A 22,277-nucleotide genomic window follows, 5' to 3' on the forward strand; every position below is an offset into this window, starting at 1 on the left:
GCCACCACCCGAAAAGCTTCAGCAACGTGCGTCTCTCCTCCATCAAATTGTCGGGATTTAAGTCTTTTGTCGATCCCACCAATTTTCAGGTGCCCGGCCAACTGGTCGGCGTGGTCGGCCCGAATGGCTGCGGCAAGTCGAACATCATCGACGCGGTGCGCTGGGTGCTGGGCGAATCGAAGGCGTCGGAGTTGCGCGGCGAGTCGATGCAGGACGTTATTTTCAATGGCTCCACCTATCGCAAGCCAGCCGGACGCGCCTCGGTCGAACTCATTTTCGATAACAACGATGGCAAGGCGTCCGGCCAGTGGGGCCAATATGCCGAGATCGCCGTCAAGCGCACGCTGACGCGCGACGGCACCTCCACCTATTACATCAACGGGCAGCCGGTACGCCGGCGCGATATCCAGGATATTTTCCTCGGCACAGGCCTGGGCCCGCGTGCGTATGCCATCATCGGCCAGGGCATGATCTCGCGCATCATCGAGTCGCGCCCGGAAGAATTGCGCGTGTTCCTCGAAGAAGCGGCCGGTGTCTCAAAATACAAGGAGCGCCGCCGCGAGACCGAAAACCGGCTCTCCGACACGCGCGAAAACCTGCTGCGGGTGGAAGACATCCTGCGCGAACTGGGCGCCAACCTGGACAAGCTGGAAGCCCAGGCGGCCGTCGCCACGCGCTTTCACGCGCTGCAGGCCGACCAGGAAGAAAAACAGAAGCTGCTGTGGATGCTGCGCAAAGTCGACGCGCAGAACGAACAAACCCGTTTTTTTCGCGAGATGGAGCAAGCGCAGACGGCGCTGGAAGCCCAGACCGCCGGCCTGCGTCACGTCGAACTCGAACTCGAGCAGCTGCGCCAGGCGCATTTCGCCGTGGGCGACCGGTTGCACACCGCCCAGGGCGTGCTGTACCAGACGAATGCCGAAATCGGCAGCCTGGAAGCGCAGATCCGCTTCGTGGTCGAATCGCGCACGCGCCTGCAAAACCAGCTGGTCACCCTGGCCGCCCAGCGCACCCAGTGGGAAACCCAGGCCCAGGATTACCAGGAGCAGATCGAGGAAGGCGAGTACCTGGTCGAAGAACTGGCCGCGCGCGCGGAAGGCGCCCAGATCGCGGTGGAGGTGCACCAGGAACGCCTGCCCGAGATCGATGCGGCCTGGCGCGCGGCGCAGTCAGCCACCGGCGAATCGCGCACCCGCATCATGGCGGCGCAGCAGCAGATCGAACTGGCCTCGGCGCACCAGCGCAATGCGTCGAACATCCTCACCGGTTTGACCACGCGACGCGAGCGTCTGCAGCAGGAAAAGACCGGCTTGCACCTGCCCGACAGCAGCCAGCTGGCCAACCTGCGCTTGCAACTCGAGGAAAAACAGCAGGCGCTGGAAGAGCACACCATGGTGCTGGAAGAGGCCCAGGAGCAGCAGCCGCAGCTGGAAGCGCAGCGCGCCGCGGCCCAGGCCCAGGTCAACACCGAGAGCGCCGCCAACGCCCAGCTGGAAGCGCGCCTGAATGCGCTGAAACAGATGCAGGACCGGGTCCAGACCAAGGGCAAGGTCCAGCCCTGGTTGCAGAAACACGAACTCGACAGCTTGCCGCGCCTGTGGCAAAAAATGCAGGTCGAGGCGGGCTGGGAGACGGCGCTCGAAGCGGTGCTGCGCGAACGCACCGGCGCGCTGGAGCTGTCCAACATCGACTGGGCGCGTGGCTTCTTCACCGATGCGCCGCCGGCGCGCCTGGCCCTGTACGCGCCGTCGAATACGGCGCAGGCCGCACTTGACGCGCCCGGCCTGAAACCGTTCATCGACCTGCTGAAACTGAACGACCATGGCATCCGGGGCGTGCTGGCCGACTGGTTGTACGGCGTGTACGCCGCCGACGATGCGGCGCAGGCGTTTGCCGAGCGCGCTCGTCTGCCCGCGGGCGCGCTGTTCGTCACGCGCCAGGGTCACACCGTCAGCAGTTCCAGCGTGCGTTTCTATGCGGCCGACGCCGAGCAGGACGGGATGCTGGCGCGCCAGCAGGAAATCGACAATCTCGCCCGGCAGCTGCGCGCGCAAACGATGCTGGCCGACGAAGCGCGCGCCAACGCCGTGCGCGCCGACGCCGCCGTCACCGAACTGGCGCGGCGCATGCAGGACGCGCGCGCGCGCGTCGCCAGCCTGACCAGCGGCTTGCACGGCTTGCAGATCGAGGTGGTCAAGCAAAGTGAGATCGAGGCGCGCTTCGCCCAGCGCAGCGGCCAGATCGACCAGGACCTGCGTGAAATCGCGCAGCAGGAAGAAGAGCAGCGCCAGGTGCGCGAAGAATCGGAATTGCGCTTCGAGGAACTGGACATGGAGCTGGCCGAACTGCAGGGCGCGCACGAAGACGGACAAACCCTGTTCCTGGAAAAAGAGCAGTCCCTGAGCCTGGCGCGTGAAAAACTGCGCGAGCTCGAACGCAGTGCGCAGGAAGCGCTGTTTGCCGAAAAAACCGCGCGCGTCAAAATCGAGGAACTGCGCCGCAATATCGCCACTGCCAGCGAACAGGCTTTACAAGTTGGCGCCAGCCTGGCGGCCGGCCAGAACGAACTGGCTGCGCTGGAGTCCGGCGCCGCCGCCGATGGTCTGCAGGACCTGCTGGAGCGCAGGATGGAGCAAGAGCAGGCCTTGTCCGACGCGCGCCATGAGCTGGACCAGGTGGCGCTGAAACTGCGCGAGGCCGAGGACGCCCGCACCACGTCCGAGCGCAGCCTGCAGCCGCAGCGCGACCGCATCACCGAGATGCAATTGAAGGAGCAGGCCGCGCGCCTGAACCAGGAACAGTTTTCGGAAGCGCTGGCCTCGACCAATGCCGATGAAACGGCGCTGCTGGCCAAGCTGGAGCCGGACATGAAGCCGCAATACCTGCAGGGCGAAGTGACGCGCCTGACCAACGCCATCACGGCGCTCGGTGCGGTCAACCTGGCCGCGCTCGATGAACTGGCGCAGGCCTCCGAGCGCAAGCGCTTCCTCGACTCCCAGAACCAGGATCTGCAGGAAGCGATCGCCACCCTGGAAGACGCGATTGCGCGCATCGACAAGGAAACGCGCGAGCTTCTGCAGGACACCTTCGACCAGGTCAACCTGCATTTTTCGGAGCTGTTCCCGATCCTGTTCGGCGGCGGCAATGCGCGCCTGGTGATGACGGGTGACGAAATCCTCGACGCCGGCGTGCAGGTCATGGCGCAGCCGCCCGGCAAGAAGAACGCGACGATTCACCTGCTGTCGGGTGGCGAAAAGGCGCTTACCGCCACTGCACTGGTGTTTTCGATGTTCCGCCTGAACCCGGCGCCATTCTGCCTGCTGGACGAGGTCGATGCGCCGCTGGACGACGCGAATACCGAGCGCTTCTGCCGCATGGTCAAGCGCATGTCCGAGCACACCCAGTTCCTGTTCATCTCGCACAATAAAATCGCGATGGAGATGGCCAATCAGCTCATCGGCGTCACCATGCAGGAGCAGGGCGTTTCGCGCATCGTGGCCGTGGACATGGAATCGGTGGCGGGTGCGTTCCCGGAGTTGCTCACAACATAGCGGTTATTCGGCGATATTGGTATCATGGTATGAAGTCGGTCCCCCGTGCAGCGCATCGCGCTGGTGGCGGGCCACATTTGCCACATAAAAAGAAATTCGCTACGAAGGCACAAGCCGCATGACAGATTTCCAAATGAGCCTGATCGCCGCCGGTGGCGTGTTTATCGTCGCCGTCATCAGCTATAACAAATGGCAGGAGTACAAGGCGCGCAAGAGCGTTGAACGGGCCTTTGCCACCGACCATGACGATGTCCTGATGCGCAATGACGGCGCGCCCGCCGCGCGCCAGGAACCGCTGCTCGACCTGGGCACGACCCCCGTCCCGATCGAGCCCATGCCGGATGGCCGGCCCCTGGAGCCATCCTCAGCGCCCGCCATCACGCCTGCCACCAGCTACGCCGCGTCCGACAGCGCGCCGGTCGAACCGACCATCACCATCGCCAGGCCGACGCCCACCCCGCCGAGCGAACTGGCCGACCGCCTGGTCGACCCGCTCATCGATTGCCTGATTCCCCTGAATCTCGAAGGCGCAGTGCGCGGCGACAAGATTCTGCCGATCCTGCAAACCCTGCGCCTGGTCGGCACCAAGCCGGTCCACTACATTGGCCTGGCTGTCAACGGCGACTGGGAACCGATCGTCCACGGCGGCGTGTACACCAAGCTGCAGGCCGGCGTGCAGATGGCCACGCGCACCACGGCCCTGAACGAAATCGAATACTCGGATCTCGTCACGCGCCTGCGCGCGGTGGCCGACGATATCGGCGCCGAACCGGAAGTGCCGGACATGATCGACGTGATGGCCGAAGCACGCACCTTGCACCGCTTCGTGGCCGGCCACGACGCCCAGCTGGGCGTGAACCTGCTGGCCAACAGCGGCCCATGGGCCATTTCCACCCTGATCGGCGCACTTGAAAACCAGGGCTTCGACGTGCGTCCGGACGGGCGCTTCGCCATGCCGGACGGCGAGGGCGGCGTGCTGTTCACGCTGACCACCAATGTCACGCTGGGCGCCGACACTAGCTCACGCCTGACGCTGCTGCTCGACGTGCCGTGCGTGTCCCCTGCGCGCGACGGCTTCGGCGCCATGGTGGCCTGCGCGCGCGCGCTGGTGGGCCGGCTCGACGCCACCATCGTCGACGACAGCGATCAGCCGCTGCTCGACCCGGCGCTGCTTGAGATCAACGGCCAGGTGATCGAGTTCTACCAGGAGATGGAGGCGTCCGATATTCCAGCCGGGTCGAACCGCGCCATGCGCCTGTTCAGCTAAGGTCGTTGCCGTGACTCTTGCAATCGATCCCGTGGCCCGGATGGCCGAACTGACGCGGGAACTGAACCGCCACCTGTATAACTACCACGTACTCGACGCGCCCACCATCCCTGACGCCGAGTACGACCGGCTGTTTGTCGAACTTCAGCAGCTTGAAGCGGCGCACCCGGAAAGCATGGCCAGCGATTCGCCGACCCTGCGCGTGGGCGCGGCGCCGATCCCAGAATTTTCCCAGGTGACGCACGCCTTGCCGATGCTGTCCCTGAATAATGGCTTTTCCGACGACGACGTTGAACAGTTCGACCGGCGCGTGCGTGAAACGCTGGGCGTGCAAGCCGTCGCCTATGCCACCGAACTGAAATTCGACGGCCTGGCGATCAGCCTGCGCTTCGAGAACGGCGTGTTCGTGCAGGCTGCCACGCGCGGCGACGGCAGCACCGGTGAAGACGTCACCGCCAACATCAAGACCGTGCGCGCGATTCCGCTGCGCCTGCACGGCATTGGTCATCAAGCCGTGCCTGCCGTGCTGGAAGTGCGCGGCGAGGTGCTGATGTTCAAAGCCGACTTTTTGAAAATGAACGAGCGCCTGCGCGCGGCCGGCGAAAAGGAAAAAGCCAACCCGAGGAATGCCGCCGCCGGCAGCCTGCGCCAGCTCGACTCGCGCATCACCTCGCAGCGCAACCTGAAATTTTTCGCCTACGGGATCGGCGTGCTGGAAGGAGCGCCGATGCCGGCATCCCATGCCGCCTTGCTCGACTGGCTCGAACAACTCGGCTTGCCCGTCTCGAAAGAGCGCACCGTGGTGCAGGGCGCCGCTGGCCTGCTCGACTTTTATCGCGACATCGGCACGCGCCGCAGCCTGCTACCGTACGAGATCGACGGCGTCGTCTACAAGGTCAATGCGGTCGAGGACCAGCAGACGCTGGGCTTTGTGTCGCGCGCCCCGCGCTTTGCCCTGGCCCATAAATTTCCGGCCGAAGAAGCGCTGACGCAGGTTGTCGAGATCGACGTCCAGGTGGGCCGCACCGGCGCCATCACGCCGGTGGCACGCCTGCAACCGGTGCTGGTCGGCGGCGTGATGGTCACCAACGCCACCTTGCACAACGAAGGCGAAGTGCGGCGCAAGGATATCCGCATTGGCGACACGGTCATCGTGCGCCGCGCCGGTGACGTGATTCCCGAAGTGGTGGCGTTTGTTCCCGAGCGCCGTCCACTGGACGCGCGCGAGTTCGTCATGCCGACCAGTTGCCCGGTATGCGGCTCGGCCATCGTGCGCCTGGAAGAGGAAGCGGTGGCGCGCTGCTCGGGCGGCTGGACCCATTGCGGCGCCCAGAAGAAAGGCGGCTTGATGCATTTTGTCTCGCGCCGCGCGATCGACGTCGAGGGCCTGGGCGACCAGTTGATCGAACAGCTGGTCGACAAGAACCTCATCCACACCGCGGCCGACCTGTACACGCTCGACAAGGCGCGCCTCTCCAGTCTCGACCGCATGGCCGAGAAATCGGCGCAGAACGTCATCGACGCGCTGGAAAAATCGAAGAACACGACCTTTGCGCGCTTCATCTACGCGCTCGGTATCCGCAATGTCGGTGAGTCCACCGCCAAGGCGCTGGCCCAGCATTTCGGTAACCTGGACGCGCTGCTGCACGCGGCCACCTGGGAGAACGGCATCCAGCTGCTGGAAGTGGCCGACGTCGGCCCGATTGTGGCGCGCTCGATTAGCGCATTCCTCAGCGACGCCGACAACCTGGCGCTGGTGAACACGCTGCGCGCCCAGCTCTACTTCCAAGAGGGTAGCCACGTCATGCAGAACGCCGGGCCGTTTGCCGGCATGACCTTCGTCCTGACCGGAACCCTGCCGGCACTGTCGCGCGACGAAGCCGGTGCGCTGATCGAAGCGGCCGGCGGCAAGGTGGCCAGCTCGGTCTCCAAAAAAACCACGTACGTCGTGGCCGGCGCCGACGCCGGCAGCAAGCTGGCCAAAGCGGAAACGCTGGGCCTGGCCATCCTCGACGAAGCGGCGCTGCTGGCGCTGCTGGCAAAATCGACTACTCCACAAGAAACCCTGGAAACTGACACCCCATGACCCTCATTCGCAAAGCCGTTTTTCCCGTTGCCGGCCTCGGTAGCCGCTTCCTGCCCGCCACCAAGGCCCAGCCGAAAGAGATGCTGCCGGTGGTCGACAAGCCGCTGATCCAGTACGCGGTGGAAGAGGCGGTCGCCGCCGGCATCAACGAAATGATCTTCATCACCGGGCGCAACAAGCGCGCCATCGAGGACCATTTCGACAAGGCCTACGAACTGGAATCGGAGCTGGAAGCGGCCGGCAAGCAGGCGCTGCTCGAGATGGTGCGCACAGTGGTGCCGAAGAACATCACCTGCATCTACATCCGCCAGTCGGCGCCGCTGGGCCTCGGCCACGCGGTGCTGTGCGCGCGCCCGGTGGTGGGCAACGAGCCGTTCGCCGTGCTGCTGGCCGACGACTTCATGGACACCGATGCCGGCGTGCGCCCGGTACTGGCCCAGATGACCGACGTATTCGAATACGAGCGCTGCAGCGTGCTGGCCGTGCAGGACGTGCCGCGCGAGCACACGCGCCAGTACGGCATCGTCAGCGCGGCGCCGTACCGCGCCAACCTGGAGCTGGTATCGGGCATCGTCGAAAAGCCGCAGCCTGAGGTCGCGCCGTCGACCCTGGCCGTGGTGGGACGCTACGTGCTCACGCCACGCATTTTCGATTACCTGGAAAATATCGGCATCGGCACCGGCGGCGAAATCCAGCTGACCGACGGCATCGCCGCACTGATGGCCAGCGAACGCGTGCTGGCCTGCCGTTACCACGGCCAGCGTTACGATTGCGGCTCCAAGCTGGGCTACCTGAAGGCGATGACGGCAATGGGTCTGAAGCACCCGGAAACGGGCGCAGGTTTTGCAGAATTCCTGAAAGAATTGAGTGCGAGGGCAGCATGACCGTTCGTGAAATCCTGAAGATGGGCGACCCGCGCTTGCTGCGCGTGGCCGAACCTGTCACCGAATTCGACACGCCGGCGCTGCAAGAGCTGATTGCCGACATGTTTGACACCATGCATGCCGCCAACGGCGCCGGTCTGGCCGCGCCCCAGATCGGGGTCAACCTGCAACTGGTGATCTACGGCTTCAAGGACAATGCGCGCTATCCGGATGCGCCGGCCGTGCCGGAGACGGTCCTGATCAATCCCGTGCTGGCGCCCTTGTCGAACGCGATGGAAGAAGCCTTCGAAGGCTGCCTGTCGGTGCCGGGCCTGCGTGGTTCGGTGCCGCGCTACACGCAGCTGCACTACGAGGGTGTCGACCAGTTCGGCAATCTGATCAGCCGCGATGTCGATGGATTTCATGCGCGCGTGGTGCAGCATGAAGTCGATCACCTGCTGGGTATCCTGTACCCGATGCGGATCCAGAATTTCGCCAATTTCGGCTATACGTCGGTCATGTTCCCGGACCTCGATCCGGACGAGGACGATTGATGCGCAAACTAACTAAATCGTTGCCGTTGGTGGCGCTGGTCGTGGCCAGCGGCGCGGCGCAGGCGGACGACTGGTTCACCAGAATCGACGCCGACCCGCGCAGCGAGCTGTGGGTTGACACCGGTTTTGCCACTGCCCACTTCGACAGCGGCAAGGGCCTCAATGGCCGCAACACGGGCTACGGCGCCGAGTACCGCTTTTCCGGGACCATGGCCGCCACCGCCGGTCATTTCTATAACAGCGACCGCAGCCACTCGTCGTACGGCGGCCTGATCTGGCAACCTTACGCCATCGGGCCGCTGCGCCTGGGCGCGACCGTGGCCGGCTTCAACGGTTACCCGCGCGTGCGCGGCGGCCGCTGGTTCCCGGCGCTGATTCCCACCCTGACGCTGGAGTACCAGCGTGTTGGCGTGAACATCGGCATCATCCCCACCATCGGCGACCGGCTGTATGGCGGGGTGTCGGTGCAGCTGAAGTTCAAGCTGTACGACGGTAAGTAATCAGGGCGTAAAAAAAGACAGACCGCGGTCTGTCTTTTTTTTGGGGAAGCGCAGCTTACTTGACGACTGCGGCTTCTTTGGTAGCATCGGCCTTGACAGCGGCATCGGCCTTCTTCGACGCAGCCTTTGCCTTGGCAGCTTTCTTTTCCTTGGCCGAGGTTTTGTGGGCAGCGGCGACGGCAGGGGCAGCATCCGGGCCGCCGGTGGCATCCTTGGCTTCGGCCTTGACGATCTTGCCAGCCGATTTGGTGCTGGCCTTGGTCACGTCCTTGGCTTCGACGGCAGTGGCGCCGGTAACGGTGGCGGCTTGCTTGGCATCGGCTTTCGCGACGGTAGCGGCCGGCGCCTGGGCGAAAGCGGAACCTGCAACGAGGGTGATGAACAGTGTGGAGAGTACTTTTTTCATGATGGGCATCCTTGGTGGTTGATCAGGTGGTTTGTTCTGTGCGACTGAGCCATTAACGGCCCGCTGCCGCCCCTGGTTGACGCCTTTACATCTGGTAACACTTGCGCGCTATCCACGCGCCAGCATCACCACCGCCGTGACCACCAGCAGCACGCAAAAACCGAGCCGCAATTTGACCGCTGGCAGCCGGTACGCCAGCGCCACGCCCCACGACACGCTGACCAGGCCACCGAGCGCCAGCGGCGCACCCACAGTCCAGTCGACGTTGCCCGCCTGCGCGTAGCTGGCCAGGGCCGTCACCGACGCCGGGATCACGAGTGCCAGCGCGATGCCCTGGGCCTGCGTCTGGCGCATGCCGAACAGGCTGACCAGTGCCGGCACGCTGACCAGGCCGCCGCCGATCGTGAACAGGCCGGACATCAAGCCGCTCAACACGCCCACACCGGGGACGAAGCGCATCGGCCACAGCGCCACCGAGTGCAGCGCCGGCCGCGCGCGGATCTGCCAGATGAAGTACACGGCCAGCGCAATCAGGAACAGGGCAAAGCTGCGCCGCAGCTGGTCGGCGCCGAGGCGCGCGGCAAAATGCGCTGCCAGCGCCGCCGCGCCGATCGACAACACGATCATCCACGCCAGCGCGCGGAAATCGACCGGCGTGCGCTGGTGATAGCGCCAGAAACCGACCAGCACATTCGGCAGGATCATCACCAGCGCGGTGCCCTGCGCCAGGTGCTGGTCCATGCCGTATAGACCGGCCAGAATCGGGATCGCAATCAGGCCGCCACCGATGCCGAGCAGGCCGCCGACTGCGCCGAGCAGCACGCCCAGGCCGAGGTTGATGGCAATGGCCGGCAGCAGCGTCAGCGCGATGCTCAATTGCCGTCCGCCGTCACGGCTTTGGCGTCGGCATAAGGATTCTTGCCCCCGTCCGCGATAAAGGTGTCGATGCGCGCCGTGAGCACCGGCAGCGGCACCGAACCGAGTTGCAGCACGGTGTCGTGGAAGGCGCGGATATCGAACTTCGGCCCCAGCGCCGCTTCCGCCTTCCGGCGCGCTTCGAGGATCGCCATCTGGCCCAGGTAGTACGACAGCGCCTGGCCCGGCCATGAAATATAGCGGTCTACTTCGGTTTCGATTTCATGATCGGACAGGGCGGTGTTGTCGTGCATGTAGGCCAGCGCCTGCTCGCGCGTCCAGCCCTGCGCATGGACGCCGGTGTCGACCACCAGGCGCGCCGCGCGCCAGGCCTGGTAACTGAGCATGCCGAAGGTTTCGTACGGGGTGGCGTAGATGTCCATCTCGACACCCAGGCGTTCGCAGTACAGCGCCCAGCCTTCGCCGTAGGCCGAAATATAGGCCTTGCGGAAGTTCGGCACATGCTTTTGTTCCGCCGCGATCGGCAACTGGAAGGCGTGGCCCGGCGCGGATTCGTGCAGCGTCAGCGCGGGCAGGCTGTAGAGCGCGCGCGCCGGCAGATTGTAGGTGTTGACGAGATACACGCCCGGCCCGCCGCGCGCGGCCGTGTAGAACGGCGCCTGGTCGGGCGGGACCGGGATGATGGCAAAGCGCTGGCGCGGCAGGTAGCCGAAATACCGGGCCGATTTGGCGTCGAATTTTTTCGCGGTCCAGGCCGCGCGCATCAGCAGCTCTTCCGGCGTTTTGGCATAGAACTGCGGGTCGGTGCGCAGAAAGGTCAGGAACGCGGGGAAGCTGCCCGTAAAGCCGGTCTGCTTGATGGTGGCATCCATCTCGGCGCGGATCTTGCCCATCTCGGACAAACCGGTCTGGTGGATCTGCGCGGGCGTGAGCGCCGTGGTCGTGAACTCGGTGATCTTCGACTGGTAGTAGGCCGCGCCGTCCGGCAGGCTGTACGCCGCCAGCGTGGTGCGCGCCTTCGGCATGTACTCGGTGCGCATGAAGGCCAGCGCCTTCACGTAGGCCGGCTGCACATACCTGGCAATCGCCTCGCGCCCGCGTGCGCGCAAAGCTTCCTGCTGCGCGGCCGGAATGGTCGCCGGCATGGCCTTGAACGGGTCGAAGAACACGGTCTCGTCCGGGGTGGCGGCCGTGGCCACCGGCACCAGCGCGGCATCGCGCCCGGTCAGCGTGACCTGCGGCGGCGTGAAGCCGCGCGCCAGCCCGGCACGCATATTGGCCAGGTTTTCGTCGAAATAGACCGGCAGTGCGGCCAGGCGCCTGAGGTAGTTTTCGTAGCCGGGAAGGTCCCTGAACGGGCGCCGCGCAATGTAATTCACATTGGTCCAGAACGCGCTGTCGGCGTTCACCGGCATTTCGTATTCACGAAAGCGCAGCGCGTCGACAAAGGCGGCGATCTGGGCGCGGTAGATGGCGTAGTCGACTTGCGCGGACGGCGACAGGCGCGCCGGATCGAGCGCGGCGAGCGACTTCATGATGCCCTGCCAGTACGCCAGGTGTTGCAGTTGCGTGGCGCTGTCTTCGTGTGGAAACGCCGGCCTGCCAGCGCGCGGTGACTCGTCGTCGCTGGCCAGGTCGTTGTCGACGCGCCAGCGCCACTCTTTTTCGTACAGTTTTTTAAATTGGGCATCGGTGGCGCTGGCGGCCGCCTGCACGGGTGCGGATAGCGTGGCAAGGGCGAAGGCGCTGGCCAGCATCAGTTGAACGGGCGCTTTCATCAACGCACCGGCTTGCTGATGGCCATGCCGGGTTTCCAGGTGGGCCGGGTCGCCCCGTTGGCCACCGCATACCCCAGGTTCAACGTGAACTGGGCCTGCTGCACCATGCCCGACAAATCCCACTCGGGCCTGTACTCGTCGCTCTCCTGGTGGTAATCCCTGGTGAAGGCGAGCATGCGCGCTTTTGCGCCGGCGGGATCTTTGTCGAATTCAAAATAGCCGTCGCCGGAGAACACCGCCGAACCGACGTTGAAGGCCGGGATGCCGGCCTTGGCAAAATTGAAGTGGTCGGCACGGAAGTAGGCGCCGCCCAGGTCCGGCACCGCGGGCGCCAGGCGCAGGCCCATCGCCTTGGCCACCTGTTGCGAGGTGGCATACAGAGTGCTGCGCTCGGCGCCGGCCACGCCAATGGCGCGCGTGGTGCCGACGAAATTGAGCGAGTCGAGGTTCAGATCGGCCACCGTTTTATCGAGCGGCCACAGGGGCGAACGCACGTAGCCGAGCGCGCCAATCAAACCCTGTTCTTCGGCGCAGGGCCAGAGGAAAATCTGGGTGCGTCTGGCCGGCTGCCTGACCGCCACCTGGGCCATTGCCAGCAGGGCGGCGGCGCCGGACGCGTTGTCGATGGCGCCGTTCCAGATATGGTCCGATTTGCCGTTGCCCGGATCGATGCCGAGGTGGTCCCAGTGCGCCGAATAGATGACAGCTTCGCTTTTCAAGGCCGGGTCGGTGCCCGGCACGATGCCGGCCACATTGAATTCTTCGATCTGGCGTACCTGGCTGTCGATGCTGGCGTTGACGCTGGCGTTCAGGGCCACCGGCTTGAAGCCGCGCACTTCGGCGGCGGCGCGCAGCTGGTCGAGGTCCTGACCGGCGCTGGTGAACAGGGTGCGCGCCATGTCTTCCGAGATCCAGCCCTGCAGCGCGTTGCCAGCGCCGGCGATGTGGAACTGCTCGCGCGAAAAGCTGTTTTGCGGAACCGACCACGGATACGAGGCGGACGCGGTGGTGTGGATCAGCAAAATGCCGGCCGCACCCTGGCGCACGGCTTCTTCGAATTTGTAGGTCCAGCGGCCCGGGTAGGTCAGCGACTTGCCGCCAAAGCGGTTCGGTTCGGCAGCGGTCGGCTGCGGGTCGTTGACCATTGCGATGATCAGCTTGCCCTTGACGTCGACCCCGGCAAAATCGTTCCACTTTTCGCCGTCGTCGACAATGCCGTAACCGACGAACACGATCGGCGCATCGAAGCGCGTCGCAGCCTGGCCATTGCCATTGCCGAATACCACATCGCGGCCCGGCACCGGCGCGAGCGTCTTGGCACCGGCTGAAAAGCGCAGGGCGCTGGTCGGCAGGGTGCTCTGGCCGAGCATGTTGATGGCCTGGCGATACTGGCCGCCATTGGCAGGCAGCAGCCCGATGGCCGCCGCCTGCGTTTCCAGGTAGCGCACGGCGAGGGCGCCGCCGCGCTGGCCGGTGCCGCGGCCTTCCAGCATGTCGTCGGCAAGAAAGGCGAGATGCGCGCGCAGGGGCGCCTCGGTGACGACGGGCAAACCAGCCGCAAAACTGGTGACGCTGGCAAGACTTGTCAATACGGCGAGGGCAGCCAGGCGCTGCGGGAACTGTGGTGACATGGTGACAAAACTTTCTTAGTCGAAACGAATCATGATGTTAGCATTTGAATCGTAAAATACGATTCGTTAATGAGGATATAATTGGTCGGAAAATGCATGTTACCTTCGGGCACATAAACCACCAATCGGTCTACCGCGCCAGTTTCAGCCATACATGGCATCGCGATAAACGGCAGCGAACAATTCCGACATGATGACAAACGACGCCGCCCGTGGTGCAGCTCTGCACCCGGACGCATCTCCGACCTCCACCCTCGAACAGCGCTTGCTCGCCCGAATCGACCTGCTCGAACGGGAAGCGGTGCAGATGCGTCAGGCGATGCGCGAGCGTGAACTGCTGGCGCAGGAGGCCGCGCGCTTGCGCGAAGCGAATGAACACCTGGTGATTGCCGCGCTCGCAGCGCAGGGCTTGCGCGAAGAGGCCGAAGCGACCAATCTGCGCCAGAACGAATTTCTGGCGATGCTGGCGCACGAACTGCGCAACCCGCTCGCGCCGATCGGCATGGCCGGCGCACTGCTGGCGCGGGCGCCGAACGCATCGGCCCAAATGCTGCAGATGACCAGTGTGGTCAAGCGCCAGGTCGAGCACATGTCGCACCTGCTCGACGACTTGCTCGATGCGGCGCGTATCAGCGGCGGAAAAATCACGCTGTCGCCGGCGCCGGTGTCCCTCGCCGACGTGCTGGCGCAAGCCATCGAAACCGTCATGCCGCGCATCGAGGAGCGCCATCAATCGCTGGTGGTCGACCTGCCGCCGGGGCCCGTTGTACTGGAGGCCGATGGCGTACGCCTGACCCAGGTGTTCACCAATTTGCTGGCCAATGCGTCGAAATATACGGGCGATCAGGGTGCGGTGCGCCTGGCCGTCGCGGTGGACGGCGCAGCGGCCACCATCACCGTTGCCGACAATGGCACGGGCATCGGCGCCGATGTGCTGCCGCATATCTTCGATCTGTTCACGCAGGGTCCGCGCTCGCTGGCGCGCTCGGAAGGCGGCCTCGGGGTCGGGCTGAACGTGGTCCACAACCTGGTCACCATGCACGGTGGCCAGGTCCATGCGCACAGCGATGGCATCGGCCGTGGCACCACCTTCACCGTGGAGTTGCCGGTGCTGCAGGCCGGCGTGGCGCCGTTGCCGGCACCGGCGCCGCTCAACGGTGCCGGCGCGGCTTGCGCGGTGCTGCTCATCGAGGACAATGTCGACGCCTGCGACACCTTGTGCCACCTGCTGAGGCTGGAGGGCCACACGGTCGCCACCGCCCACAATGGCGCGGACGGGCTGGCGCTGGCGCTGGCGGGCGATTTCGATGTCGTCATTTGCGACATCGGCTTGCCCGGTCTGGATGGCTATCAAGTCCTGGGCAGCTTGCGCAGTGCGGTGGACGGCGCCAGGCCGTATGCGATTGCGCTGTCGGGCTATTGCCAGGCGGACGATCGGGCGCGCGCGCTCGACGCGGGCTTCGACCAGTACCTGGTGAAACCGATCCAGCCCGATCTGCTGCTGACGGTGATCGGGTCCGAGCTGTGCCAGTGTCGACGCGCAATCACTAAGTAAGCAGCGCGCCCAGGCGCGCCACCGCTTCTTCGATGCGTTCGAATTTGGTGGCGTACGAAAAGCGCACGTGGCGCTGCGGCGCCGCAAAGCCGAAATCGTCGCCCGGCACGATCGCCACGCCGGTGTCAAGCAGCACCGCCATGCAGAAGGCCGTGCTGTCGTGCGCCAGCCGATGGTTCACGGCGCTGATATCGGCATACACATAAAACGCGCCGTCGGGCGTGACGGGAATCGAGAAGCCCAGTTCACGCAGGGCCGGCACGAGGTAATCGCGGCGGCGCTGGAATTCGCGCCGGCGTGCTTCGTACAGGGCCAGCGACTCTGGATGGAAGCATGCCAGCGCCGCGTGCTGCGCGATGGTCGACGGGCAGATGAACAGGTTCTGCGCGAGCTTTTCGAAGGTCGGCACCAGCTGGTCGGGCACCACCAGCCAGCCCAGGCGCCAGCCGGTCATGTTGAAGTATTTGGAAAAACTGTTGACCGTGATGACGTCCGGATCGACCTGCAGCGCGGATGAATGCGCGCCTTCGTAGTGCAGGCCCTGGTACAACTCGTCGACCACGGCAAAGCCGCCTTGCGCGCGCACGGCTGCCAGCATTTCCCGCAGTTGCGCAGCTGTCATCGAGGTGCCGGTGGGGTTCGATGGCGACGCGACGATGACGCCGCGCGTGCTGGCGTTCCAGCGATCGGTGATATGTGCGGCGGTGAGTTGGTAGCGGTCGCGCGCATGGGCTTCGACCAGCACCGGCTTGCCGCCAAAGGCCGTAACGAAATGGCGGTTGCACGGGTAGCACGGGTCGGGCATGAGCACTTCGTCGCCTTCCCCCACCAGCGCCGCGCAGGCCAGCAGCAGCCCGGCCGAGGCGCCGGCCGTGACGACGATGCGGCGCGGATCGATGGTCAAGCCACAGGTGGCCAGGTAGTGTTCGGCGATGGCGGCGCGCAGCGTGGCCAGGCCGAGCGCATCGGTGTACTGGGTGGCGCCCGCTTCGATGGCGGCAATGGCGGCCGCCGCCACGCGCGGCGCGGCCGTGAAATCGGGCTCGCCGACACTCATGCTGATCACGTCGACGCCGTCCTGGCGCAGGGCGGTGGCCGCTTTCACGACCTCCATCACGCGAAACGGTTCGATGGCGTGGACACGGCTGGCGAGGTGGTCGAGTGGGGACATGGCGGGCATGGAAGCGATGGACGCCAGTATCTTAACCGGGACGCAAAAAGCATGCAGGACGACGGGCATACGTCGTCGCATGCCGATCGCGGGTGATCGTGCTGGCGGGCGATGCCGCCGGCGCCCGGCATGGTTAGAGCGAGCTAATCAGCTTTGCGCCACATGACGTGGAATCGTTCGCGTAAGCATAGGCACGTCCCTGATGCCGCGCGCCGGCACCGTCGGGCTTGATCGGGTAGTTGCCCTTGCATTTGGGGCAGAATGTCATGTCGTCCGCAAGTGCCGCATCACGTCCCAGCACCCGCGTGCCCGATGAGGCAGAAATGACTGTACCGCCGTGGTCGGTCTTGTCGTTTAGTCGAACCACTTGGCGTCCTTCGTGCTTCATTGGGGTATCCTTTCAAGTTGGCGTCGGCAGACGTATTGATACATTTAAGTGTTCATCTGACGAACGCAGAACATCCAGTCCTGCTTACTTCCGACCGGGCGCTTCTGCCTCGATCAAATGCCACTTCAGCTCGCCACTCTGCAAAGGCAGCATCCAATCCTGCTTCACATTTGGGAATGGTTGCTCAGCGCGCAGCCATCGTTGCCGCCACGGTTGATTGACCGTCTGTTCGAGCGGGTGTCCAGGCGGTAGCCACGGCTGCCAGGTGCCGGTTATCGGGCAGGCCGCGTGGTCCTCGCAGACCATGGGCGGGTGCGGGCGTTCCACCTGGCGTGCCAGTGTGCGCACCGCACGTGGCTCTGCTGCGCCACCGTTGTTGTGCATCGTGAGGAGTCGTTGCCAGACCACGCGGGAAATATCGTCTTTTGTGATGCCGCCCGGATACCGCAGCGCTTCGAATGCTTCGCCTTTCTGGTACAGGCCCGGATGGATGGTGCCCAGGAATGCGCGCAGTTCCGCGCTTCCTGTCGTCGCGCTGGGTTGCCAGAAGCTTGCGACGGGCGCCGTCGGGCCATTGCTCGTTTCCTTGATCGGCAAAAAGGTGTAGGCAGCCTCGAGAAAGTACCGATCTTTTCGCGTTGACGCTTCGGTCGGCGCAGGCACGATGGGTTTTGGCGTGACCGCCATGGCTGCGGCCAGGAGACTGTCGCGCGTGCCGTCCCACGGCGGCAACGGCGCAGGCGGCAAGGGGAGGATTCTGTCGAGATTCGGAAAGCGGCGGTCGGGGTTGAAGCTGAGGGCGTCGGCAAGCATGGCGTAGCGTTCACTGCGTGCTTTATCCAGAAATGGAACGTAAACGTCTTTGGGCGCGTGGTTCGGGTGGCCAAACTCGACATACAAACTAATAGCTGACTTCTCGCTGCCGCCCTTGACTCCCTCGTGCATTGCCTGCATTACCCGAGCGAGTGTTTCTGCAGTGGCCATGCCTGTTTCGTCTCCCTTTGCATCTCTTGGGACGTCGTACATATATTGCAGTTCATCTGCGCCAGGCCCGAACCCTTGCGCAAGCGCACATTCAAACATCTTGATTGCCACAGGTATGTTCCCCCAGTAGCCTTCTTTCAAACCGTCCGCACCTGCGTCGATCTTTTCACCCAAAAACGCCATCGAATGAGGATTGCCCATCTCTGCTGCTCGTTGAAATAGTGCATATGCATCCCCGGAACCACCGAATATACCCGTCCCGTTCAACTGGTAAGTTCCCATTCTGTCGTATGCCGCCGGAATGCCAAGGTCCATGGCTTGCGACACCAATGTCACCGCTTCCTTCGTGCCGTTCGGTGGATCACGTCCTTCGACGTAGAGGCTGGCCAGATTGAGCATGGCCTTCCAGTGATGACGGTCTGCCGCCTGACGGGTTAACCGGACGACTTTTTTGTAATCGAGGTCGTCATCGTAAACCAACGGATCTTCCAGGGCGCGCGCTTCCAGAAACCAGTCATTCGCCTGGGCATCAATCGGCGGCGTCTTCAGCGCTTCAATTTGACAGGTGAACGATGCAACATGCGGATTGAAATCAGGCAGTGCCTGGAGATTGGGCGGAAATTGAGTCGCGTCCATTTTGCACCCTGAAATGAAAAACGAAATGGAAATAGCGAAGGAATGGATCCAATTCTTCGGTGCGATTCCTGATAAAGGACACATGTTTATCCAAGCCGAAGTACTGAGCTGGGGGAGTCGTCCAGTGGGACGTTAAAACGACGCCTTGACTTCTTTTGCTGGTCGGTCGACTGCGATTTTTGTGCTTTTTTGTTGTCCTCCATCAATTGAATCCAGTTGGGCTGCCGTGCCGGTTCTTGTTTTCGGCGAACATTGCACCCAACCGGTGGCGGCGCAACGCACTTCATCAATATGGACGGTTTCCGTGCGCAAGGACGAATCGGTACGCATAAGTTTCAAAGCCCCCTTGATTAGTTCCGTTTTGGCGCTTCTGCCTCGATCAAATGCCACTTCAGCTCGCCAATCTGCAATGGCAGCATCCAATCCTGCTTCACATTTGGGAAGGGCTGGTCAGCGCGCAGCCATCGTTGCCGCCACGGTTGATTGACCGTCTGTTCGAGCGGGTGTCCTGGCGGTAGCCACGGTTGCCAGGTGCCGGTTATCGGGCAGACGGCGTGGTCGTCGCAGACCATGGGCGGGTGCGGGCGTTCCACCTGGCGTGCCAGCGTGCGCACCGCGCGCGGCTCTGCTGCGCCATCGTTGTTGTGCACAGTGAGGAGTCGTTGCCAGACCACGCGGGAAATATCGTCTTTTGTGATGCCGCCCGGATACCGCAGCGCTTCAAATGCTTCACCTTTCTGGTACAGGCCCGGATGGATGGTGCCCAGGAATGCGCGCAGTTCCGCGCTTCCTGTAGTCGCGGTGGGTTGCCAGAAGCTTGCGACGGGCGCCGTCGGGCCATTGCTCGTTTCCTTGGTTGGCAAGAAAGTGTAGGCAGCCTCAAGAAAGTACCGACCTTTTCGCGTTGACGCTTCGGTGGGCGCCGGCACGATGGGCTTTGGTGTGACCGCCATGGCTGCGGCCAGGAGACTGTCGCGCGTTCCGTCCCATGGCGGCAACGGCGCAGGCGGCAAGGGGAGGATTCTGTCGAGATTCGGAAAGCGGCGGTCGGGGTTGAAGCTGAGGGCGTCGGCAAGCATGGCGTAGCGTTCACTGCGTGCTTTATCCAGGAATGGAACGTAGACATATTGGGGCGCGTGGTTCGGGTTGCCAAACTCGACAAACAAACTGATTGCTGACATCTTGCTGCCGCTTTTAACTCCCTCGTGCATTGCGCGCATTACTCGAGCTAGTGTCTCGGGAGTGGCCATGCCTGTTTCGTCTCCCTTCGAATCTCTTGGGACGTTGTACATATATTGAAGTTCATCTGCGCCAGGCCCAAACCCCTGCGCAAGCGCACATTCAAACATTTTGATTGCCACAGGTATGTTCCCCCAGTAGCCTTCTTTCAAACCGTCCGCACCTGCGTCGATCTTTTCACCCAAAAACGCCATCGAATGAGCATTGCCCATCTCTGCCGCTCGTTGAAAGAGTGCATATGCATCGCCGGAACCACCGAATACACCCGTCCCGTTCAGCTGGTAAGTTCCCATTCTGTCGTATGCAGCCGGAATGCCAAGGTCCATGGCTTGCGACACCAATGTCACCGCTTCCTTAGTCCCGTTCGGTGGATCACGTCCCTCGACGTAGAGGCTGGCCAGATTGAGCATTGCCTTCCAGTGATGACGGTCTGCCGCCTGGCGGGTTAACCGGACGACCTTTTTGTAATCGAGGTCGTCATCGTAAACCAACGGATCTTCAAGCGCGCGCGCTTCCAGAAACCAGTCATTCGCCTGGGCATCAATCGGCGGTGTCTTCAGCGCTTCAAATTGACAGGTGAACGATGCAACATGCGGATTAAAATCAGGCAGTGCCTGGAGATGGGGAGGAAGTTGAGTCGCGTCCATTTTGCACCCTGATATGAAAAATGAGATGGATATAGCGAAGGAATTGCACCAATTCTTTGGTGCGGTGCTTGGCAAACGAAACATATTTATCCTAGTCGCAGTACTGAGCTGCGGGCGTCGTCCAATGGGACGATAAATCCACTCATTAATTTCTGTAGCGGCTCTTTCGATTTCGATTTTTGCGCTTTCTTGTTGTCATCCATCAGCTGAATCCAGTTGCGCTGGGTATCCTTTATTTCCAGCGTAGAACAGTTCCCCCCGTCATGTTTGCCGCCGGTGAGCTGCCACCAGATAGCCTTTCTCAACGGCCCCGCCTGTCGAGGATCGTTGGTGGCGATGTTGATTTCGCTGTCGACGACCATGCTGCGCTGGTTCAGATTGGCGCTGCCCAGCGTAAAAAAGCTGTCGTCAACCAGCATTAATTTGGAATGAATATAAATTTCACGATAGCGCCATTGGCGCGATGCCTGGTCGAATTCGCCGGAATTCAGAACCGCGACACACAGTTGCAGTCCGTACGTTTTTTCAAGTTCTTCAATCGTCGGCTTGTCAATTTTGTTCGCATCTTCAACGACAGGCGCAACCACGGGCGCATTCGCGCGCCTGTCGACAGCATCACCAAACGACGATTGTCTGGCGAGACGGGCCTTCAACGCGGCTTCCTTGTTGGCCTGATCGATCAGCGCAACCTGACCTTTCAATCCAGCCTGTTGGCCCAGGGTTGCAAGGGTGTCGTAAGTGCGCGGTATCATCGGCGCCATTTCTGGCACCGGAATGACGATGAACACGTACAGCATCGGCAAGTCTTCCCTGGTTTTGCCGATTTTTGCGCAGTTGCGGTTCCAGCCGGCGATCACCTTCTTGCGCACGGCCAGCAAGTGGTCAGCCCATTCCTTGTACTGAAAATACTGGTTCTCGATGTAGAGATAGCCAGTGCCGGCCGCGGCCACCCGCGTTGCATTGAAGTAGATATCCTTGATCGTCACGTCGTTTTCTTCCGGCTGGGTTCTGACGATCTGCACGGACGAATGACTGTTGTCGGCTTTCCTGAGCAAAGCGGGCGGCGGCGATGTGCAGGAAAACAAAGCACCGGATGCTGCGCCTCCCGCACGTTGCCAGGCGCGCTCGAAATTTTCGTGAAGAGGAATGAGCGCCTGGCCGCCGTCGATGCGGCAGGCGTAGTCGCGATAAGGCTTCATGGACGCGAAGTCGAACCTCCCGTCTACGCCCTGGGTTTGTTCTCCTGTCGTGAGGGCGCCGCCATCCTCCCGCAGAGAATCTTCGACACAATGCGAGGCCGTGTCCCAGTAGTTGGTGACCGAATTGAGACCCATGACGTAGCCCACCGCTTTGCTGCCGCCTTCGTAGGCGAAATCGATCAGGACCGGCTTTTGATGGTGCGTACCCGCAAACACCATACCGGCATGCTCGACGATGGCGGGTGCCTGCTTTTCATGCCCCAGTGTCTTCTGAATCTCCGCGGGATCGCCACCGCGCGTGCGAATTTCAATGCCACGCAGCCAGCCTTTGAACGCGTAGTAAAACCAGCTATGGCAATATTCCTCGCGCGCCATGGCGATTATTTTTTCACCGGCAAGATTCCATTCTTTCTTGTGGCGCCGCTCGCGCGCGTGTTCCCGCAGCATGTCGATGCTGCGGTGTGCATGAATTTGGCTCGCGTCCACTTCGCTACCGGGGCCGCGCCACGGGTTTGTTCCATGGGTGTAGCCAGGCATGTTCTTTTGTACCTTGCCGCCGCTATAGCTGTACCAGCACAGGAGGCGCACTTTCACGCCCCGTCTTGCAGCGGCAATCAGCAGGTCGCCATAGGTATCCGAACGAGGCCACACACTGCCGTTTCGATTCAATTCCATGCCGGGATCGAAACCCCAGAGCACAAGGTCAATGCTTTCGCTGGCGTCCTGAATATCTTTGGCGATTGCGGAAAAGCCTGCCTGCCCGCAGATATACATGGTCAGGCTGTTGTTATGTGTGATGGGATGGGAAGCGCTGCCTTTCTGGTTTTTGTTTTCGGCGAACCACTGCACCCGGCCGGTGGCGGCGCAACGCACTTCATCGATGTGGACGGTTTCCGTGCGCAAGTACGAATCGGTACCCATACAAGCCCTTTAACAAGTTGTTGGC

Annotated in this window: 17 protein-coding genes; 7 read left to right on the top strand and 10 right to left on the bottom strand. The window is 62.8% G+C overall.

Translation table 11 applies throughout. The features are described from left to right. The first annotated feature begins 26 nt into the window (after positions 1-26). The 6 genes from smc (at position 27) to V6M87_RS12945 (ending at position 8,821) form a co-directional block, all read left to right on the top strand. Positions 27-3,551: a chromosome segregation protein SMC gene (gene smc / locus V6M87_RS12920; RefSeq protein ID WP_332877038.1), complete on the top strand. Its 3,525-nt coding sequence runs from the start codon at positions 27-29 to the stop codon at positions 3,549-3,551. Positions 3,552-3,669: 118 nt separating this feature from the next. Then, positions 3,670-4,818, top strand: coding sequence for a cell division protein ZipA C-terminal FtsZ-binding domain-containing protein (locus tag V6M87_RS12925; RefSeq protein WP_332877039.1), 1,149 nt, complete (start codon positions 3,670-3,672; stop codon positions 4,816-4,818). A gap of 40 nt (positions 4,819-4,858) precedes the next feature. Beyond that, positions 4,859-6,904, top strand: a complete 2,046-nt coding sequence (gene ligA / locus V6M87_RS12930; protein ID WP_332877132.1) for an NAD-dependent DNA ligase LigA — start codon at positions 4,859-4,861, stop codon at positions 6,902-6,904. Next, on the top strand, positions 6,901-7,788 hold the full coding sequence (gene galU / locus V6M87_RS12935; protein ID WP_332877040.1) for a UTP--glucose-1-phosphate uridylyltransferase GalU: 888 nt from the start codon (positions 6,901-6,903) through the stop codon (positions 7,786-7,788). The genes ligA and galU overlap by 4 nt, the downstream gene beginning before the upstream one ends. Further along, positions 7,785-8,321 carry a peptide deformylase gene (gene def, locus V6M87_RS12940; protein WP_332877041.1) on the top strand — a complete coding sequence of 179 codons (537 nt, stop codon included), beginning with the start codon at positions 7,785-7,787 and terminating at the stop codon, positions 8,319-8,321. The genes galU and def overlap by 4 nt, the downstream gene beginning before the upstream one ends. Further along, the gene (locus tag V6M87_RS12945) at positions 8,321-8,821 is read left to right on the top strand and encodes a hypothetical protein (protein ID WP_332877042.1); all 501 of its coding nucleotides are present in this window, start codon (positions 8,321-8,323) and stop codon (positions 8,819-8,821) included. The genes def and V6M87_RS12945 overlap by 1 nt, the downstream gene beginning before the upstream one ends. A gap of 55 nt (positions 8,822-8,876) precedes the next feature. On the opposite strand, the gene V6M87_RS12950 is transcribed toward V6M87_RS12945, so the two are convergent. The 4 genes from V6M87_RS12950 to V6M87_RS12965 form a co-directional block, all read right to left on the bottom strand. Next, the gene (locus tag V6M87_RS12950) at positions 8,877-9,227 is read right to left on the bottom strand and encodes a hypothetical protein (RefSeq protein ID WP_332877043.1); all 351 of its coding nucleotides are present in this window, start codon (positions 9,225-9,227) and stop codon (positions 8,877-8,879) included. Between the two features lie 108 nt (positions 9,228-9,335). Further along, positions 9,336-10,097, bottom strand: a complete 762-nt coding sequence (locus tag V6M87_RS12955) for a sulfite exporter TauE/SafE family protein (protein ID WP_332877133.1) — start codon at positions 10,095-10,097, stop codon at positions 9,336-9,338. 2 nt (positions 10,098-10,099) lie between these two features. After that, positions 10,100-11,881, bottom strand: coding sequence for a DUF885 domain-containing protein (locus tag V6M87_RS12960; protein WP_332877044.1), 1,782 nt, complete (start codon positions 11,879-11,881; stop codon positions 10,100-10,102). After that, positions 11,881-13,512, bottom strand: coding sequence for a M28 family peptidase (locus V6M87_RS12965; RefSeq protein WP_332877045.1), 1,632 nt, complete (start codon positions 13,510-13,512; stop codon positions 11,881-11,883). The genes V6M87_RS12960 and V6M87_RS12965 overlap by 1 nt, the downstream gene beginning before the upstream one ends. A 190-nt stretch (positions 13,513-13,702) precedes the next feature. Here V6M87_RS12965 and V6M87_RS12970 point away from each other — a divergent pair, with 190 nt between their 5' ends. Further along, the gene (locus V6M87_RS12970; RefSeq protein ID WP_332877046.1) at positions 13,703-15,067 is read left to right on the top strand and encodes an ATP-binding protein; all 1,365 of its coding nucleotides are present in this window, start codon (positions 13,703-13,705) and stop codon (positions 15,065-15,067) included. On the opposite strand, the gene V6M87_RS12975 is transcribed toward V6M87_RS12970, so the two are convergent. From V6M87_RS12975 to V6M87_RS13000, 6 genes are all read right to left on the bottom strand, one after another. Next, the gene (locus V6M87_RS12975; protein ID WP_332877047.1) at positions 15,060-16,247 is read right to left on the bottom strand and encodes a pyridoxal phosphate-dependent aminotransferase; all 1,188 of its coding nucleotides are present in this window, start codon (positions 16,245-16,247) and stop codon (positions 15,060-15,062) included. The two genes, V6M87_RS12970 and V6M87_RS12975, sit on opposite strands and share 8 nt — an antisense overlap. A gap of 124 nt (positions 16,248-16,371) precedes the next feature. Continuing rightward, positions 16,372-16,626 carry a PAAR domain-containing protein gene (locus V6M87_RS12980; protein ID WP_332877048.1) on the bottom strand — a complete coding sequence of 85 codons (255 nt, stop codon included), beginning with the start codon at positions 16,624-16,626 and terminating at the stop codon, positions 16,372-16,374. 84 nt (positions 16,627-16,710) lie between these two features. Then, entirely contained in the window at positions 16,711-18,246 is a 1,536-nt protein-coding gene (locus V6M87_RS12985) for a tetratricopeptide repeat protein (RefSeq protein WP_332877049.1), read from the bottom strand. Positions 18,247-18,378: 132 nt separating this feature from the next. Further along, positions 18,379-18,576, bottom strand: coding sequence for a hypothetical protein (locus V6M87_RS12990; protein WP_332877050.1), 198 nt, complete (start codon positions 18,574-18,576; stop codon positions 18,379-18,381). A gap of 20 nt (positions 18,577-18,596) precedes the next feature. After that, positions 18,597-20,132, bottom strand: a complete 1,536-nt coding sequence (locus V6M87_RS12995) for a tetratricopeptide repeat protein (protein ID WP_332877051.1) — start codon at positions 20,130-20,132, stop codon at positions 18,597-18,599. 86 nt (positions 20,133-20,218) lie between these two features. Beyond that, a complete protein-coding gene (locus V6M87_RS13000) occupies positions 20,219-22,252 on the bottom strand; it encodes a phospholipase D-like domain-containing protein (RefSeq protein WP_332877052.1) in 2,034 nt (677 codons plus the stop codon). Positions 22,253-22,277 lie beyond the last annotated feature (25 nt).

Origin of the sequence: Massilia sp. S19_KUP03_FR1, assembly GCF_036688685.1 — a bacterium.
In the GTDB taxonomy this organism is placed as follows: Bacteria; Pseudomonadota; Gammaproteobacteria; order Burkholderiales; family Burkholderiaceae_D; genus JALYUM01.

Coding starts and splice junctions, on each gene's coding strand:
- V6M87_RS12925 (WP_332877039.1), top strand. CDS start 3,670: ATGACAGATTTCCAAATGAGCCTGATCGCCGCCGGTGGCGTGTTTATC.
- ligA (WP_332877132.1), top strand. CDS start 4,859: ATGGCCGAACTGACGCGGGAACTGAACCGCCACCTGTATAACTACCAC.
- galU (WP_332877040.1), top strand. CDS start 6,901: ATGACCCTCATTCGCAAAGCCGTTTTTCCCGTTGCCGGCCTCGGTAGC.
- def (WP_332877041.1), top strand. CDS start 7,785: ATGACCGTTCGTGAAATCCTGAAGATGGGCGACCCGCGCTTGCTGCGC.
- V6M87_RS12945 (WP_332877042.1), top strand. CDS start 8,321: ATGCGCAAACTAACTAAATCGTTGCCGTTGGTGGCGCTGGTCGTGGCC.
- V6M87_RS12950 (WP_332877043.1), bottom strand. CDS start 9,227: ATGAAAAAAGTACTCTCCACACTGTTCATCACCCTCGTTGCAGGTTCC.
- V6M87_RS12960 (WP_332877044.1), bottom strand. CDS start 11,881: ATGAAAGCGCCCGTTCAACTGATGCTGGCCAGCGCCTTCGCCCTTGCC.
- V6M87_RS12965 (WP_332877045.1), bottom strand. CDS start 13,512: ATGTCACCACAGTTCCCGCAGCGCCTGGCTGCCCTCGCCGTATTGACA.
- V6M87_RS12970 (WP_332877046.1), top strand. CDS start 13,703: ATGATGACAAACGACGCCGCCCGTGGTGCAGCTCTGCACCCGGACGCA.
- V6M87_RS12975 (WP_332877047.1), bottom strand. CDS start 16,247: ATGCCCGCCATGTCCCCACTCGACCACCTCGCCAGCCGTGTCCACGCC.
- V6M87_RS12980 (WP_332877048.1), bottom strand. CDS start 16,626: ATGAAGCACGAAGGACGCCAAGTGGTTCGACTAAACGACAAGACCGAC.
- V6M87_RS12985 (WP_332877049.1), bottom strand. CDS start 18,246: ATGGACGCGACTCAATTTCCGCCCAATCTCCAGGCACTGCCTGATTTC.
- V6M87_RS12990 (WP_332877050.1), bottom strand. CDS start 18,576: ATGCGTACCGATTCGTCCTTGCGCACGGAAACCGTCCATATTGATGAA.
- V6M87_RS12995 (WP_332877051.1), bottom strand. CDS start 20,132: ATGGACGCGACTCAACTTCCTCCCCATCTCCAGGCACTGCCTGATTTT.
- V6M87_RS13000 (WP_332877052.1), bottom strand. CDS start 22,252: ATGGGTACCGATTCGTACTTGCGCACGGAAACCGTCCACATCGATGAA.